Source organism: Streptomyces sp. 840.1, from assembly GCF_003751445.1.
Classification (GTDB): Bacteria; Actinomycetota; Actinomycetes; order Streptomycetales; family Streptomycetaceae; genus Streptomyces.
The window spans coordinates 270,912-284,999 of record NZ_RJUU01000002.1 but is presented as its reverse complement, the minus strand read 5'-3'; the positions used below and the strand labels follow the sequence as shown (position 1 = coordinate 284,999).

12 protein-coding genes are annotated in these 14,088 nt (G+C 71.6%); 3 read left to right on the top strand and 9 right to left on the bottom strand.

All coding sequences use genetic code 11. The annotated features are described in order from the left end of the window. Nucleotides 1–13 precede the first annotated feature (13 nt). The 4 genes from EDD93_RS27540 to EDD93_RS27525 form a co-directional block, all read right to left on the bottom strand. Complete coding sequence (locus tag EDD93_RS27540) at nucleotides 14–952, bottom strand: DUF2510 domain-containing protein (RefSeq protein WP_123528198.1); 939 nt, start codon at nucleotides 950–952, stop codon at nucleotides 14–16. Nucleotides 953–1,378: 426 nt separating this feature from the next. Then, nucleotides 1,379–2,167, bottom strand: coding sequence for a 3-oxoacyl-ACP reductase (locus EDD93_RS27535; protein WP_123528197.1), 789 nt, complete (start codon nucleotides 2,165–2,167; stop codon nucleotides 1,379–1,381). A gap of 6 nt (nucleotides 2,168–2,173) precedes the next feature. Next, nucleotides 2,174–3,538, bottom strand: a complete 1,365-nt coding sequence (locus tag EDD93_RS27530; RefSeq protein ID WP_123528196.1) for an aldehyde dehydrogenase — start codon at nucleotides 3,536–3,538, stop codon at nucleotides 2,174–2,176. An 8-nt stretch (nucleotides 3,539–3,546) separates the two neighbouring features. Then, the gene (locus tag EDD93_RS27525) at nucleotides 3,547–4,914 is read right to left on the bottom strand and encodes a glutamine synthetase family protein (protein ID WP_123528195.1); all 1,368 of its coding nucleotides are present in this window, start codon (nucleotides 4,912–4,914) and stop codon (nucleotides 3,547–3,549) included. Nucleotides 4,915–5,044: 130 nt separating this feature from the next. On the opposite strand from EDD93_RS27525, the gene EDD93_RS27520 reads away from it, so the two are divergent. Next, a complete protein-coding gene (locus EDD93_RS27520; RefSeq protein WP_123528194.1) occupies nucleotides 5,045–5,761 on the top strand; it encodes a gamma-glutamyl-gamma-aminobutyrate hydrolase family protein in 717 nt (238 codons plus the stop codon). Here the strand turns inward: EDD93_RS27520 and EDD93_RS27515 are convergent. From EDD93_RS27515 to EDD93_RS27495, 5 genes are all read right to left on the bottom strand, one after another. Beyond that, the gene (locus EDD93_RS27515; RefSeq protein ID WP_123528193.1) at nucleotides 5,729–6,685 is read right to left on the bottom strand and encodes an aminoglycoside phosphotransferase family protein; all 957 of its coding nucleotides are present in this window, start codon (nucleotides 6,683–6,685) and stop codon (nucleotides 5,729–5,731) included. The genes EDD93_RS27520 and EDD93_RS27515 overlap by 33 nt on opposite strands. Before the next feature lie 79 nt (nucleotides 6,686–6,764). Beyond that, nucleotides 6,765–7,472 carry a helical backbone metal receptor gene (locus tag EDD93_RS27510; protein WP_123528192.1) on the bottom strand — a complete coding sequence of 236 codons (708 nt, stop codon included), beginning with the start codon at nucleotides 7,470–7,472 and terminating at the stop codon, nucleotides 6,765–6,767. A 41-nt stretch (nucleotides 7,473–7,513) separates the two neighbouring features. Next, nucleotides 7,514–8,065: a helix-turn-helix transcriptional regulator gene (locus EDD93_RS27505; RefSeq protein ID WP_123528191.1), complete on the bottom strand. Its 552-nt coding sequence runs from the start codon at nucleotides 8,063–8,065 to the stop codon at nucleotides 7,514–7,516. 169 nt (nucleotides 8,066–8,234) lie between these two features. Continuing rightward, nucleotides 8,235–10,874 carry an ABC transporter permease/substrate binding protein gene (locus EDD93_RS27500; RefSeq protein WP_123528190.1) on the bottom strand — a complete coding sequence of 880 codons (2,640 nt, stop codon included), beginning with the start codon at nucleotides 10,872–10,874 and terminating at the stop codon, nucleotides 8,235–8,237. Beyond that, a complete protein-coding gene (locus EDD93_RS27495) occupies nucleotides 10,867–11,931 on the bottom strand; it encodes a glycine betaine/L-proline ABC transporter ATP-binding protein (RefSeq protein ID WP_123528189.1) in 1,065 nt (354 codons plus the stop codon). The genes EDD93_RS27500 and EDD93_RS27495 overlap by 8 nt, the downstream gene beginning before the upstream one ends. Nucleotides 11,932–12,248: 317 nt before the next feature. Here EDD93_RS27495 and EDD93_RS27490 point away from each other — a divergent pair, with 317 nt between their 5' ends. Then, nucleotides 12,249–13,157 carry a 5'-3' exonuclease gene (locus EDD93_RS27490; protein ID WP_123528188.1) on the top strand — a complete coding sequence of 303 codons (909 nt, stop codon included), beginning with the start codon at nucleotides 12,249–12,251 and terminating at the stop codon, nucleotides 13,155–13,157. Nucleotides 13,158–13,240: 83 nt separating this feature from the next. Further along, nucleotides 13,241–14,080, top strand: coding sequence for a siderophore-interacting protein (locus EDD93_RS27485; protein ID WP_123528187.1), 840 nt, complete (start codon nucleotides 13,241–13,243; stop codon nucleotides 14,078–14,080). Nucleotides 14,081–14,088: the final 8 nt, after the last annotated feature.

The window sequence follows — 14,088 nt, the reverse complement described above, 5'->3', positions numbered from 1 at the left end:
GCCGGGGACGGCGTCAGGGGGCCACGGAGCTGCCGACGCCGCCGCTCGTCGCGCTGTCACCGATCGGCCGGATGCCCTTGGTGAGGGTGTCCATGAGGGAGAGCGGCGGCCCGTCGGGCCCGGCGTCGAAGGCGTAGCGCACGACGACGAGCGACTCGCTGCCGACGCTCGACGGGAAGGCGAGCGACTGCACGTACCCGCCGGGGCCCTTCCCGGTGACGACCCGCCAGCGCACCAGGTACCCGGTGCGTCCCGCCACGCTCACCGAGGCGGCCGCGAGCTGCTTGTGGGACATGATGCCGCCGTGGATCCGGGTCCCGACGGCGTTCTTCTCGTAGGCCGCGTCCGCAGCCTCGGCTATGTCGTCCCTGGCGAGGCGCTCGGCGGTGTCGGCGTCCATGGCGTTGGGTGTCCGCGTGGTCACCGTGCCGTGGTAGCAGAAGTCGGCGGAGCTGCCGGGGCAGCTGTAGGAGCGGGCCGTTCGCATGGTGAGCACCTGCTCCACGGTGCTCTCGGGCCTCTCCCAGCCCTCGGGGACCGGCAGGGTGATGCCGTTGAGCTGGTCCACCAGGACGGCCGGGTCGCTGTCGTCGTCGGCGGAGGCGTCCGGCGACGGGCTCCCCGGGCCGTCGTGGGTGGCGGTGTCCGCGGGCGGGGCGGTGCTGGACCGGGCCTCCGGCCGCTTGGCGTCGTCGTCCCTGCCGAGCAGCACCGCGCCGGTCACCGCCGCGCCGACGACGACCGCACCGGCCACCACCATGGCGATGATCCGGCCGCCGCTGCCGCCGCTTCCCCCGCCCGACCCGGCCGGGGAAGCGGGCAGCGCGGGGCTGTACGGCTGCGCGGTGGCGTACGGGCGGGTGTGGGCGGTCCATGCCGTCCCGTCCCACCACCGCTCGCAACCCGGTGCGGCCGTGTCCGGGTACCAGCCGGGCGGTGTCGCGTTGCTCATCGCCACGCTCCAGGACGTGTCGGGGAGGCGCCGTCGGGGCGGCGGCGCCTGGCACGCGCGGGGAGACCCGGGGGCGGACGACGCGAGTGGCGGGAGCCAGCTTATTCCTGCCGGGCCGTGCCGCTGCCCCTCTCGGGGGAGCACTGGCCCGCCCCGTGGCCCCGGCGCATGGTGGAGGAGCACGCATCAGGGCGGACACCGGGAACCGGGCGGTGACGGCGGTCGCCCTCGGCCTCAGTGACCGCGCCTCGGTGCACGGCCTGGTCAGCGCCTGGGAGGGCTCGCCGCACGACCGGGGGATGAAGCCGCGCTCTCCACCGAAGACGAGGGCCGGGGAGGGAAGGACGGACGCGTGCGGCCCCGGCGGGGCTCGCCACCGGGTGGGTCGCGAGCCCCTCACCGGGGAGGACGCGGTGGGACCGGGGCCTACAGGGGCGTGACGTAGGCGCCGGAGATTCCGCCGTCGACGAGGAAGTCGGTGGCGTTGACGAAGGAGGAGTCGTCGCTCGCCAGGAAGGCGACGGCGGCCGCGATCTCGGTCGCCTCGGCGAACCGGCCGAGCGGGATGTGCACCAGCCGGCGGGCCGCGCGCTCCGGGTCCTTGGCGAACAGCTCCCGCAGCAGCGGGGTGTTGACGGGCCCCGGGCACAGGGCGTTGACCCGGATGCCCTCGCGGGCGAACTGGACGCCCAGTTCCCGGGACATCGCGAGCACCCCGCCCTTGGAGGCGGTGTACGAGATCTGGGAGGTCGCCGCGCCCATCCTGGCGACGAACGAGGCGGTGTTGATGATGGAGCCGCGCCCCTGGCGCCGCATGTAGGGCAGGGCCGCCTTGCAGCACAGGTAGACGGAGGTGAGGTTGACGTCCTGGACGCGCTTCCAGGCCTCCAGGCCCGTGGTGAGGATGGAGTCGTCGTCGGGCGGCGAGATGCCGGCGTTGTTGAAGGCGACGTCGACGGAGCCGTAGGTGTCGTGTGCCGCCGCGAACAGGGCCTCGACCTGTCCGGGATCGGTGACGTCGACCTGCACGAAGGTGCCGCCGACCGCTTCGGCGGCCGCCTTGCCTGCGGTCTCGTCGACATCGCCGCAGACCACGTGCGCGCCCTCGGAGGCGAGCCGGTGGGCGGTGGCGAGCCCGATGCCGCTGCCGGCACCGGTGATGACGGCGGTGCGGCCGACGAGGCGGCGGCAGATGTTCCCGTTGTCCGTGGTCATGCCGGTTCAGGCCTCCGTACTGAGGAAGACGTTCTTGGTTTCGGTGAAGGCGGTGAGGGCGTCGGGTCCGAGTTCGCGGCCGAGGCCGGACAGTTTGTACCCGCCGAACGGGGTCCAGTAGCGGACCGCGGAGTGGGAGTTGACGGAGAGGTTTCCCGCCCGGACGGCCTGCGAGACGCGTAGCGCGCGTCCCACGTCCCGCGTCCAGAGGGAGCCCGCGAGGCCGTAGCGCGTCGCGTTGGCGAGCCGGACGGCGTCAGCCTCGTCCTCGAAGGGCAGCACGACCGCGACCGGCCCGAACACCTCGTCGGTGGCGACGGGCGAGTCGGCGGGTGCGTCGGTGAGGACGGTCGGCGGGAACCAGAACCCGGGCCCCTCGGGCGCACTGCCCCGGACGGCGGCCGCCCCCTCGGGGACGAGCGAGCGCACCCGGTCCAGCTGGGTGCGCGAGATGAGCGGTCCCATCTGCGTCTTCTCGTCGGACGGGTCGCCCACGACGACGGCGGCGACGGCCGGGGCGAGCAGTTCCAGGAAGCGGTCGTACGCGGACCGCTGGACGAGGATCCGGGTGCGGGCGCAGCAGTCCTGGCCCGCGTTGTCCAGGAACGACATCGGGGCGGCGGCCGCGGCGGCTTCGATGTCGGCGTCGGCGAAGACGATGTTGGGGCTCTTGCCGCCGAGTTCGAGGGTGATCCGCTTCACGTGTTCGGCGCACTTGGCCATGATCTGCTTGCCGACCCGGGTGGAGCCGGTGAAGACGATCTTGGCGACGCCGGGGTGCTCGACCAGTGCGCTGCCCGCCTCGTCGCCCGCGCCGGGCAGGACCTGGAAGAGGTGTTCGGGCAGGCCGGCCTCCAGGGCCAGGGCGGCGAGCCGGAGCGCGGTCAGCGGAGTGGTCTCGGCGGGCTTGAGGAGGACGGCGTTGCCGGCCGCGAGGGCGGGGGCCAGTCCCCAGGCGGCGATCGGCATGGGGAAGTTCCACGGTGCGATCACGCCGATGACGCCGAGGGGTTCGAGCAGGGTGATGTCGATGCCGCCGGGTACGGGGATCTGCCGGCCACTCAGCCGTTCCACTCCCCCGGCGGCGAAGTCGAGCAGATCGCGGACGTTGCCCGCCTCCCAGCGGGCGTTGGAGATGGTGTGGCCCGCCTCGCGGACCTCCAGCCGGGCCAGCTCCTCGGTCCGGCCGTCCACGGCGGCGGCGAAGCGGCGCAGCAGCCGGGCCCGGTCGGCGGGGGCGAGCGCCGACCAGCTCCGCTGGGCGGCGGCCGCCCGGTTGACGGCGGCGTCCACCCCGGCCGCGGTGGTGGCCGGCACGGTGGCGACGAGTTCCTCGGTCGCCGGGTTCAGTACCTGGTGCTCACGGGTCAAGGAAGTCCTCACAGACGTTCGAAGGAGCGCTTGATCTCCCAGTCGGTGACCGCCGCGTCGAAGGCGGCGAGTTCGACGCGCGCCATGTTGGCGTAGTGCGCGACGGTCTCTTCGCCGAAGGCCGCCTTCGCGATCTCGCTGTGCTCCCAGAGCCCGGCGGCCTCGCGCAGGGTCGTGGGCACGTGGTCGTAGGCGGCGGTGTACGCGTTCCCCGCGCAGGGCTCGGGCAGTTCGAGACCCTGCTCGATGCCGTACAGGCCGGCGGCGACGAGTCCGGCGACGGCGAGGTACGGGTTGACGTCGCCGCCGGGGAGCCGGTTCTCGAAGCGCAGGGACTGGCCGTGCCCGACGACCCGGAGCGCGCAGGTCCGGTTGTCGGCGCCCCAGGCGACGGCGGTCGGGGCGAAGGAGCCGGGCTGGAAACGCTTGTAGGAGTTGATGTTCGGGGCGTACAGGACCGAGAAGTCGCGCAGGGCCGCGAGCTGTCCGGCGAGGAAGTGCCGCATCACCGGGGACATGGCGCCGTCCTCGTCCGCCATGACGCTGCGGCCGGGGTCGTCGGTGGACCGGAGCGAGAGGTGGATGTGGCAGGAGTTGCCCTCGCGCTCGTTGAACTTGGCCATGAAGGTGAGCGCGACGCCTTCCTGCGCGGCGATCTCCTTGGCGCCCGTCTTGTAGACGGCGTGCTGGTCGCAGGTGACCAGGGCCTCGTCGTAGCGGAACACGATCTCGTGCTGGCCGGGGTTGCACTCGCCCTTGGCCGACTCGACGGTGAGGCCGGCGCCCGCCATCTCGTTGCGGATGCGGCGCAGCAGGGGTTCGACGCGGCCGGTGCCGAGGACGGAGTAGTCGACGTTGTACTGGTTGGCCGGGGTGAGGCCCCGGTAGCCGCGGTCCCAGGCCTGTTCGTAGGTGTCCTTGAAGACGATGAACTCGAGCTCGGTGCCCGCGTGCGCGGTGTAGCCGTGTTCGGCGAGGCGGGCCAGCTGGCGGCGCAGTATCTGGCGGGGCGCGGCGAGGACGGGTGAACCGTCGCTCCACGCGAGGTCGGCGGTGACCATCGCGGTGCTCTCGTTCCAGGGCACCCTGCGCAGGGTGGTGAGGTCGGGGAGCATGGCGAAGTCGCCGTAGCCCCGGTCCCAGGAGGACATGGCGTAGCCGTCGACGGTGTTCATCTCGGTGTCGACGGCCAGGAGGTAGTTGCAGCCCTCGGTGCCGTGCGGCACGACCTCGTCGAGGAAGAAGGAGGCGGCGAAGCGTTTGCCCTGGAGCCGCCCCTGCATGTCGGGGAAGGCCAGCACCACGGTGTCGATCTCACCGCTGTCGACGAGGAGCCGCAGTTCCTCGACGGCGAGCGGGGCTGTTCGGTCGGACACGGATGGATCCTCTCCTCGCGGGCCGGCAGATGATCCAGATCTATGGTCAGCTGATCCAAATCTATGGGCAGGGCAAGGGATTTGGATACGGTGCCGAAGTGTTCCGCGTGCCGTGCGAGAGGGAGATCCGATGAACCGCCCGCTGATCGGGATCAGTACCTATCTGGTGGATTCGGCGCGCTGGGGCCTGTGGGATCTGCCCGCGACCCTGCTGCCCGCCGGGTACAGCCGTCTGGTCCGTGAGGCCGGCGGCCTGGCCGTCCTGCTCCCGCCGGACGCGCCGGAGCTGGCGGCGTCGGTGGTGGCGCGGCTCGACGCGGTGGTGGTCGCGGGCGGACCGGATGTGGACCCGGCGCGGTACGGGGCCGGGCGCGATCCCCGGACCGGGCCGCCCGCGGCGGAGCGGGACGCCTGGGAGGGGGCCCTGATCGGGGCGGCGCTGGAGTCCGGCACCCCGTTGCTCGGGATCTGCCGGGGGATGCAGCTGCTGAACACGGTCCTGGGCGGCACGCTGACGCAGCATCTGGACGGGCACACGGGCCCCGGCGGGGCGCCGGGGGTGTTCGGCACGCACACGGTGACGGCGGTGCCGGGGACGCGGTACGCCTCCGTGGTGCGCGGCGACTGCGCCGTACCCACCTACCACCACCAGGCCGTGGACCGGCTGGGCGCGGGCCTGGTGGCGTCGGCGCACGCGGCGGACGGCGCGGTGGAGGCCGTGGAGCTGCCGGGCCCCGGCTGGGTCCTCGGGGTGCAGTGGCATCCGGAGATGGGCGACGACGTGCGGGTGATGGCGGCCCTGGTGGCGGCGGCCCTATCCGAGCCGGTGACCGAGCCTGTCGCGTAGCCAGTCCAGTGCGGCGGCGCCCTGGGCCGCCTGGAAGGCCCGGAGTGTGGGCAGGCCCGGCGGGGCGGGCCGCAGGGAGTGCGCCACGAAGTAGCCGGCCAGGGCGGCGAGCACGGCGCAGACCGCTGCCGGGTCGGCGTCGCGGCCGAGCGGGTGGGCCGTGAAGACGGCCTCCGGGACGGGTCCGCCCTGCGCCGCGACGCAGGGCAGCATCGCCAGCAGGTCGAACCAGGGCGCGGCCCGCACCGCGTGCGGCCAGTCGACGAAGACGACCCGGTCCTCGGTGAGCAGGATGTTGTCGGCGCGCAGGTCGGCGTGGGCGAGGCTGTCGCCGTCGGCCGCCGCCGCCCAGCCGGACTCCAGTTCCGCCAGTGCGCCGAGGTGGCGCGCGGCCCAGGGGCCGAGGCCGGCGTCGCCCCCTGCCGCGTGCAGGGTCCGCCAGCCGGTGAACATCGAGGCGTCACGCAGCGTGACGGGGGGCGCGTCGATCGGCGCCGGGGTGAGGGAGCGGCTGAGTGCGTCGACGGCGTCCAGGACGCGGTCGAGTTCGGCCCGGTCCCAGGGGACGGCGGGCTGACGGCCCTCGATGTCCTCCAGGACGAGCGCGACGCAGGTGCCGTCGTCGTACGAGCCGAGCAGCCGGGGTACCGGGGCGTGCGGCGGGAGTGCGGCGGTGTGACGGGCCTCGGCGCGGTGCAGGTCCGGGGCTCCGGCGTTCACCTCGGCGCTCACCGCCTTGACGAACGCCCGGCCGCCGTCGGCGAGCCTGACCCGTGCGGCGACGCCGGGCGAGAAGCCGCCGCTCTGGCTGCGGGCCTCGATGACGGGTGCGCCGAGGATGCCCTCGACGGCGCGGCGCACGGAGGCCGGCAGCTCGGCCCAGTCGTGGCGGACGCCGGAGGCGGGCGGTGCGGTGACGGTCATCCACGTATCCTTCCGGGCCGCCCGGGGCAGGGGCCAGCGGTTTACGCGGAGGCGGGTGCCGGCGCGGCGCCGAGGCCGCTCAGCCGAGCGCCGCCCGCAGCGCCTCGGGCGCCCGCACCAGTGACGGCCCGTACCAGGTGAGGAAACGCCCGTCGACGAGTGCGGCGGGCAGCGCGGGGAAGGCCTCGGGCCCGTCGGCCGCGGTGAACCGGTACGGCTCGTCGGGCAGCACGACCAGGTCGGCGCCGACCGCGTTCAGCTCGTGGAGCGGGATGCGGGGGTAGCGCTCGGCATGGTCCGCGTAGACGTTGTGCACGCCCAGCCGGGCCAGCAGGTCGCCGGCGAAGGTGTCGCGGCCCAGGACCATCCAGGGCTTGCGCCAGACGGGGACGACGGCACGGCGCGGGGCGGACGGCGGCGGCAGCGCCGCCCAGGCGGCCTCGGCCTCGTCCAGCCAGCGGGGCCTCGGCAGCCCGCAGGCCGCGGTCAGGAGCCGGTCCAGCTCCGCGAAGGCGTCGTCGAGCGTGCGGACGGTGGTGAGGAGGACCTCGGTCCCGGCGTCCCGGAGCGCGGCGAGGTCGGGTTCCCGGTTCTCCTCCTCGTTGGCCACGACGAGATCGGGTCGCAGGGCGAGGATCGCGGGCACGTCGGGGTTCTTGGTACCTCCGACGCGGGCGGCGCGCAGCCCGGCGGGGTGGGTGCACCAGTCGGTGACGCCGACCAGCAGCCCGGGGCCGCTCCCGGCGACGGCCTCGGTGAGCGAGGGGACGAGGGAGACGACCCGCACGGCTGTGACCTCCTGGCAGCTGGCCCGTGAGCCCCCGCGCCTCAGCGGCGAGGGTCGAACGTCGCGTCGATGTGTTCCGCGACCGCCACGAACAGCAGCCGGGTGCCGGGGACCGTGGCCCGCCAGCGGTGGCGCACCCCGCCCGAGAGGAACAGCGTGTCGCCGCGCTCCAGCCGGTACGCCTGGCCCTCGGCCTCCACCTCCGCCGCGCCCTCGGCCACGTACATGACCTCGTCGTTGCGGTGCTGGAACTCGCGCCCCAGGTCGAGCTCGCCGGTGAATTCGAGGGCGCTGAGCTGGTGGCGGCCGCGTACCACCCGGCGTACCCCGTCGCCGTCCTCCGGTGCGCCGCGCACGACGTCCACGGCGCGCGCCGAGTCGGCGGCGGCCCGCAGCCGCGCGGTGGTGGTCTCCAGCGCGTCCGCGACCCGGTCCAGGGACCGGGCGCTGGGTCTGGCCCGTTCGTTCTCGATCTGGCTGAGGAACGGTACGGACAGGCCACTGCGCGTCGCGACCGCGGCCAGCGTGAGCCCCAGGGACCTGCGCTGCCGTCGGACCGCCGCGCCCACCCGGAGTGTTTCCTTGTCGTCCATGTCCGGCTCCCTCCCGACTCCCCATCCTTCCGGCTGCCAGCACCTTACGCACACGGTTACGCGAGGACGGCCGGTAATGAGACGTCCGGACAGGCCGGAAGGGGTGGTCACCGCCGTCGGCGGTGGCCACCCCTTCCGGTGCCGCGCCCCTGGTGGGGGCGCGACGGGGTTACTGCTGCGGAGCCATCTTGTCCGCGATGCCCGGATTCTTGTCCATCCAGGCCTTCACGGCTTCCTCCTCGTGCCCCGTGCCCTGCTTCTGGATCTCGTTCTCCAGGCCGCCGAGCTGGTCCTCGCTCAGCTTGAAGTTCTTGAACCACTTGGTCAGCTGCGGGTAGTTCTTCGGGAAGTCCTTGGAACCGATGGTGTGCAGCCGGTCTCCCTCGCCGAACGCCTTCTGCGGGTCCTGGAGCTTGGTCATCTTGTACTCGTTGTAGGCCCAGTGCGGGGTCCACAGGAGTACGGCGATGGGCTCCTTCTTGGCGTACGCGCGCTTCAGCTCGGCCAGCATGCCGGGCGTCGAGGAGTCGACGACCTTGTACTCCTTGTCGAGGCCGTACTTCGGCAGCACGTTCTTCTTGAGGTTCTCCATCGTGGCGGTACCCGGCTCGATGCCGACGATCCGGCCCTTGAACTCGTCGCTCTTGCCCTTGAGGTCCGCCAGGGACTTGACGCCCTTCACGTAGTCGGGCACCGCGACCTCGATCGAGGTGGGGCCGTACCACGAGCCGATGTCCGTGAGCTTCGAACCGTACTTGTCCCAGTAGTTCTTCTGGGTGTACGGGAGCCAGCCGTCGAACTGCACGTCGATCTGGCCGCGGGACATCGCGGTGTACATCGGGCCGACCTCGAACTGCTTGAGGTTGATCTTGTAACCGCGGTCCTCCAGGACGGCCTTCCACAGGTACGTGGCGGCGATGTCCTCCTCCCACGGGAACCAGGCCATCTCGACGGCGCGCTCGCGCTCGTCCTTGCCGTTGGCGCCCTTGGAGGTGGCGGCCTTCGCGACCGGGGCCGCCTTGTCGGCGAATCCCGGGTTGGCCTTCAGCCAGGTGCGGACGGCTTCCTGCTCCTTGCCGGATCCGCTCTTCTGGATCTGCGCCTCAAGACTGGTGAGCTGGTCCTCGGTCATCTTGAAGTTCTTCAGCCACTTGCCGACCTCGGGGTTCTCGTCGGAGAAGCCCTTGCGGCTCAGCGTGTGGATGCCGTCGCCCTTGCCCCAGAGGTTCTTGGTGTCCTTGAGCTTGGTCAGGTCGTACTGGTTGTACGCCCAGTGCGGCGACCAGAGCGGAACCACGATGGGGTCCTTCTTGGCGTACGCGCGCTTCAGCTCGGCCAGCATGGACGGCGTGGAGCCGTCGACGACCTTGTACTCCTTGTCCAGGCCGTAGCCCGGCAGGATCTTGTCCTTGAGCAGGCCCGTCTCACCGGCGCTCGGCTCGATGCCCACGACGCGGCCCTTGAACTTCGAGCCCTTGCCCTTGAGGTCGTCCAGGGTCTTGACGTCCTTCACGTACGAAGGGACGGCCAGTTCCAGCGTGGTGGGTCCGAACCAGGAGCCCATGTCGTCCAGGCGGTCCTTGTACTTCTTCCAGTACGCGGCGTGGGTGACCGGCAGCCAGGAGTCGGTCTCGAAGTCGATCTGGCCGTTGGCCATACCGGTGTACAGCGCGCCGGCCTCGTACTGCTTGGCGTCGACCTTGAAGCCGCGCTGCTCCAGCAGCTCCTTCCAGAGGAAGGTGGAGGCGATTCCCTCGTCCCACGGGATGTAACCCATGCTGATGGTCTTGCCGGCGCCGACGTTCTTCGGGTCGCCCTCGGCGGTGTTGTCCGAGTCCGAGGAGCCGCCGAACAGGCTCATGCTCCCGGCGACGAGCGCCAGGACGACGATGCCGGCCACGGCGACGACGGGCTGCGGGCGGTAGTTCCACACCTTCAGTCCACCGGCCACGGCCTGCGCCTTGGCGAGCGCGCGGCGGGCCAGCGGGGAGACCTCGCGGCCCAGCGCGCTGGTCATCCGGTCCAGGTACATCGCCAGGATGACGATGGAGATACCGGCCTCGAAGCCGAGGCCGACGTCGACGTTGCCGATGGCGCGGTAGACGGAGCCACCGAGGCCGCCGCCGCCGACCATGCCGGCGATGACCACCATGGACAGGCCCAGCATGATGACCTGGTTGATGCCCGCCATGATCGTGGGCAGCGCGAGCGGCAACTGCACCCGCAGCAGGGTGTTGCGCGAGGTGGTACCGAAGGCCTCGGCGGCCTCGACGAGTTCACCGTCGACCTGGCGGATGCCGAGCTCGGTCATCCGGACGCCCGGGGGCAGCGCGAAGATGATGGTGGCGATGATGCCGGGGACGACGCCGACGCCGAAGAAGATGACGCCGGGGATCAGGTAGACCATGGCGGGCATGGTCTGCATGAAGTCCAGGACCGGCCTGGTCACCGCGCTGACGGTCTTTGAGCGCGAGGCCCAGATACCGAGCGGGACGGCCAGTACCAGCGTCACGATCGTCGCGACGAGTACCAGGGTGAGCGTGTCCATCGCTTCGTCCCACAGCTCGACCGAGTCGATGAGGGCGAAGCCGACGAACGCGAGCACACCGGCGAGCAGACCGCGCAGCCACCAGGCGATGACGGCGACGATGCCCGCGAAGAGCAGGGGTGCGGGGGCGGAGAGCACGGCGGCTATGCCGTCGAACATTCCGCTGACTATGGAGCTGATGGCGTCGAAGAGCCAGGCCAGGTGGGTCTGGAGCCAGTCGACGGCGGAGTCGACCCAGTCGCCGAGGTGGAGCCTAAACACTGGCCACCTTCTTCAGCGAGGCCGCGGCGTCCTGGGGAGCCTCGGCGGGGGTCATCGGCTCACCGAGCACGGCCAGCAGCCGGGCCCGGGGCACGACGCCGACGAGCTTGCCCTTGTCGTCGGTCACGGCGACCGCGACACCGCTCTGCGAACAGGGCGTGAACAGCTCGATGATCGGGGTGCCCTCCGTGACGGTGGCCGGAGCCTCCCGCAGGATGTCCTCCGGGGTACGGAGTTCCTTGCCCGCGTCGGTCTTGGTGCCTATGACGGTGTCCGTCTCGGCCATGATCGCGCCCGCGGTCAGCACCCGGGACCGGTCGACGTCCTGGGTGAAGGAGGCGACGTAGTCGTTGGCCGGGGTGACGAGGATGTCCTCGGCGGTGCCGAGCTGGACTATCTCCCCGTCGCGCATCACGGCGATGCGGTCACCGAGGCGCATGGCCTCGTTGAGGTCGTGGGTGATGAAGACGATGGTCTTCTTCAGCCGCTTCTGCAGTTCCAGGAGCTGGTCCTGCATGTCGCGGCGGATCAGCGGGTCGAGTGCGCTGAAGGACTCGTCCATGAGGAGCAGGTCGGCGTCGGTGGCCAGGGCGCGGGCCAGGCCGACACGCTGCTGCATACCGCCGGAGAGCTCGTCGGGCCAGGAGTTCTCCCAGCCCGCCAGGCCGGTCATCTCCAGGGCCTCCGTGGCGCGCCGGTTGCGCTCGTCACGCGGTACGCCCTGTACCTCCAGGCCGTAACCGGCGTTCTCCAGCACGCTGCGGTGCGGGAAGAGGGCGAAGTGCTGGAACACCATGCTGATCTTGGTGGACCGGACATGGCGGAGTTCGGCGGGAGTCAGGGCGGTCAGGTCCTGGCCGTCGAACAGCACCTTCCCCGCGGTGGGCTCCAGCAGGCCGTTGAGCATGCGCAGCAAGGTGGACTTGCCGGACCCGGACAGACCCATCACAACGAAGATCTGTCCCGGCTCCACGGTGAACGATGCGTCGATCACCGCTGCGGTCGTTCCCTCGGCGCGCAACTCGTCACGGCTTGAGCCGCCCTCGAGCTTCCGCACGGCTTGATCGGGTCGTCTGCCGAAAACTTTGTACAAGTGTTCGGCTTGCAGCCTTGACACATACACCTCACGCGTTGAACCGAAACGGTCTGCCACCCCCTCCGGCAGACCGTGGAGCGCGCGGCTTCTGTCCGCATGGCACGTGCACTAGTTGAAAATGCGACGTGGTCCGCTCCAATGCCGCGCCTGCCCCCACTTACACAACGCAAACACGAGAGTGACCCAGCTCACACAGAAGTGGCCGCCGAACGGGAACCGCGTCCCCGGCGGCCACTGTCGGTGGGGTGCGGCATCATCAGGGGGTGACGCGACGCCTGATGCTCCTCGACACCGCCTCCCTCTACTACCGCGCCTACTTCGGAGTCCCCGACTCGGTGCGCGCGCCGGACGGCACTCCGGTCAACGCCGTGCGCGGACTGCTCGACTTCATCGCCCGGCTGGTGCAGGACCACCGGCCCGACGATCTGGTCGCCTGCTGGGACGCGGACTGGCGGCCGCAGTGGCGGGTCGACCTGATCCCCTCGTACAAGGCGCACCGGGTCGCGGTGGAGACCGGCACGGGACTGCCCGACGAGGAGGAGACCCCCGACACGCTGGCCCCGCAGGTGCCGGTCATCGAGGACGTGCTCGACGCCCTGGGCATCGCCCGGGTCGGCGCCGCAGGGTACGAGGCGGACGACGTGATCGGCACGCTGACCGGCCTGGCGACCGGCCCGGTGGACATCGTCACGGGCGACCGCGACCTCTACCAGCTGGTGGACGACGCCCGCGGGGTGCGGGTGCTCTACCCGCTGAAGGGCGTCGGCTCGCTCCAGGTGACGGACGAGGCCTGGCTGCGTGAGAGGTACGGGGTGGACGGCTCCGGCTATGTCGACCTGGCCCTGCTGCGCGGCGACCCGAGCGACGGGCTGCCCGGCGTGCCCGGGATCGGCGAGAAGACGGCGGCCAAGCTGCTGGACGCCTTCGGCGACCTCGCCGGAATCATGGCGGCGGTGGACGACCCGGCCGCGAAGCTGACACCCTCGCAGCGCAAGCGGCTCGACGAGGCCCGCGACTATGTGGCCGTCGCGCCGACGGTGGTCCGGGTCTCCGGCGACGTACCGCTCCCGGAGTTCGACCCCGCGCTGCCCGCAGGGCCGCGCGACCCGGCGGCCCTCGAAGCGCTCGCGCGGCAGTGGGGGCTGGGCGGCGCACTGCAGCGGCTGCTCTTCACGCTTCAGAACTGAGGACACTTCGGGAGCGAGGTGTTAAGTTAGGTAACCCTAAGGGCGGCTGGTACCTGACCGGCCCCGGACAGGGAGAGAACCTCGTGGCAGAACGACCGGCGCGGCAGGCCCCCACGGCGCAGGGTGCGCAGGTCCTGCGCACCGAGCAGATCACCCCGCACATGATCCGGGTGGTGCTCGGCGGTGACGGTCTCGCCGATTTCACGCTCTCCGGATACAGCGACCACTACGTCAAGCTCTGCTTCGCCCCCGAGGGCGCGGACTACGCGCACCCCTTCGACATGGCCCGCATCCGCGAGGAGTTCCCGCGCGAACTGTGGCCCACCACCCGCACGTACACGGTGCGCTCCTGGGACCCGGCCACCCGTGAACTGGCCATCGACTTCGTGGTGCACGGCGACGAGGGCCTCGCGGGTCCATGGGCGGCCCGCGCCGAGGCAGGCGACCAGGTGACCTTCCTGGGGCCGGGCGGCGGTTACGGCCCGGACGCCTCGGCCGGCTGGCACCTCCTGGCGGGCGACGAGAGCGCGCTGCCGGCGATCGCCGCGGCGCTGGAGCAGATGCCCGCGGACGCGGTGGTGCGCGCCTTCATCGAGGTCTCGGATGCCACGGAGGAGCAGAAGATCGCCACTCCGGACGGCGCCGAGGTCACCTGGCTGCACCGGGGCGAGCGCCCGGTCGGTGAGGCGCTGACCGCCGCCGTGAAGGAACTGGACTTCCCGGCGGGCGAGGTGCAGGCGTTCGTCCACGGCGAGGCCGGCTTCGTCAAGGACATCCGCCGCCACCTGCGGCTGGACCGAGGCATCCCGCTGCCCCAGCTGTCGATCTCCGGCTACTGGCGCCTCGGCCAGAACGACGATGCCTGGCGCTCGGTCAAGCGCGAGTGGAACGCACAGGTGGAACGCGAGGAGAGCGCCGCGTAGGACGCTGC

What these genes read in the sequence shown, in the direction of transcription:
- EDD93_RS27540 (WP_123528198.1), bottom strand. Translation starts at nt 952, where the DNA reads ATGAGCAACGCGACACCGCCCGGCTGGTACCCGGACACGGCCGCACCG.
- EDD93_RS27515 (WP_123528193.1), bottom strand. Translation starts at nt 6,685, where the DNA reads ATGACCGTCACCGCACCGCCCGCCTCCGGCGTCCGCCACGACTGGGCC.
- EDD93_RS27520 (WP_123528194.1), top strand. Translation starts at nt 5,045, where the DNA reads ATGAACCGCCCGCTGATCGGGATCAGTACCTATCTGGTGGATTCGGCG.
- EDD93_RS27505 (WP_123528191.1), bottom strand. Translation starts at nt 8,065, where the DNA reads ATGGACGACAAGGAAACACTCCGGGTGGGCGCGGCGGTCCGACGGCAG.
- EDD93_RS27535 (WP_123528197.1), bottom strand. Translation starts at nt 2,167, where the DNA reads ATGACCACGGACAACGGGAACATCTGCCGCCGCCTCGTCGGCCGCACC.
- EDD93_RS27490 (WP_123528188.1), top strand. Translation starts at nt 12,249, where the DNA reads ATGCTCCTCGACACCGCCTCCCTCTACTACCGCGCCTACTTCGGAGTC.